The following is a 1,282-nucleotide window of genomic DNA, read 5'->3' as shown; positions in this document are numbered from 1 at the left end:
CAACACCCGAAGTCGGTGAGGTAACCCTTACGGGAGCCAGCCGCCGAAGGTGGGGCAAGTGATTGGGGTGAAGTCGTAACAAGGTAGCCGTACCGGAAGGTGCGGCTGGATCACCTCCTTTCTAAGGATGACAAACCTTTCGGTTCAATGAACATGGCGCTTCCGTTTCGTTCAGTTTTGAAGGAATGAGAATTCCTTCGACTGCTTCGTTTGCGTCTGCGTCTACAAGCGAATGCAGAGGAGCCAGATTCCTCGACGCAAACCAGCGAAGAAGCAAGCTCAATGCAGCTACTTCGTTCCTTGAAAACTAGATAACCGGAAAAGCTGAGGCGCCGCGGTTAGCTCTCGAAGCCAAATGTTCTTCACCCGCAGGGATGCTTGCATCCCAAGGGGGGAAGGTTATTTGGCAGAAGAGAGCTAGGCGCCGAAGCTAGACAATAAGGAAGAAGCCGAGACGCTGTAGGTTAAGCTAGAAAGGGCGCACGGTGGATGCCTTGGCACTAGGAGCCGATGAAGGACGGGGCAAACGCCGAAACGCTTCGGGGAGCTGTAAGCAAGCGTAGATCCGGAGATGTCCGAATGGGGGAACCCACTGTCCGTAATGGGGCAGTATCCATGCCTGAATCCATAGGGCATGGAGGGCACACCCGGGGAACTGAAACATCTTAGTACCCGGAGGAGAAGAAAGCAAACGCGATTCCCTGAGTAGCGGCGAGCGAAACGGGAACAGCCCAAACCAAGAGGCGTGTCCTCTTGGGGTTGTAGGACCGCTCATGATGGGAGTGAGAAAGGAACGGGGTAGACGAACCGGTCTGGAACGGCCGGCCAGAGAAGGTGAGAGCCCTGTAGTCGAAACTTCGTTCCCTCCCGAGCGGATCCTGAGTACGGCGGGACACGAGGAATCCCGTCGGAAGCAGGGAGGACCATCTCCCAAGGCTAAATACTCCCTAGTGACCGATAGTGCACCAGTACCGTGAGGGAAAGGTGAAAAGCACCCCGGGAGGGGAGTGAAAGAGAACCTGAAACCGTGTGCCTACAAGTAGTCAGAGCCCGTTGATGGGTGATGGCGTGCCTTTTGTAGAATGAACCGGCGAGTGACGATGGCGTGCGAGGTTAAGCCGAAGAGGCGGAGCCGCAGCGAAAGCGAGTCTGAACAGGGCGCGAAGTACGTCGTCGTCGACCCGAAACCAGGTGATCTACCCATGTCCAGGGTGAAGGCCGGGTAACACCGGCTGGAGGCCCGAACCCACGCACGTTGAAAAGTGCGGGGATGAGGTGTGGG

At 56.6% G+C, this 1,282-nt stretch carries 2 rRNA genes; both read left to right on the top strand.

Annotated features, from left to right (window positions below):
- Nucleotides 1-121: ribosomal RNA gene (locus ETC05_RS17245) — 16S ribosomal RNA — on the top strand; the annotation flags it as partial.
- A 341-nt stretch (nucleotides 122-462) separates the two neighbouring features.
- A 23S ribosomal RNA gene (locus ETC05_RS17240) occupies nucleotides 463-1,282 on the top strand; the annotation flags it as partial.

It is taken from the genome of Geobacillus sp. BMUD, from assembly GCF_013096845.1.
In the GTDB taxonomy this organism is placed as follows: Bacteria; Bacillota; Bacilli; order Bacillales; family Anoxybacillaceae; genus Geobacillus; species Geobacillus vulcani.
The sequence above is the reverse complement of the archived record's forward strand: the minus strand, read 5'-3'. Positions and strand labels throughout refer to the sequence as shown.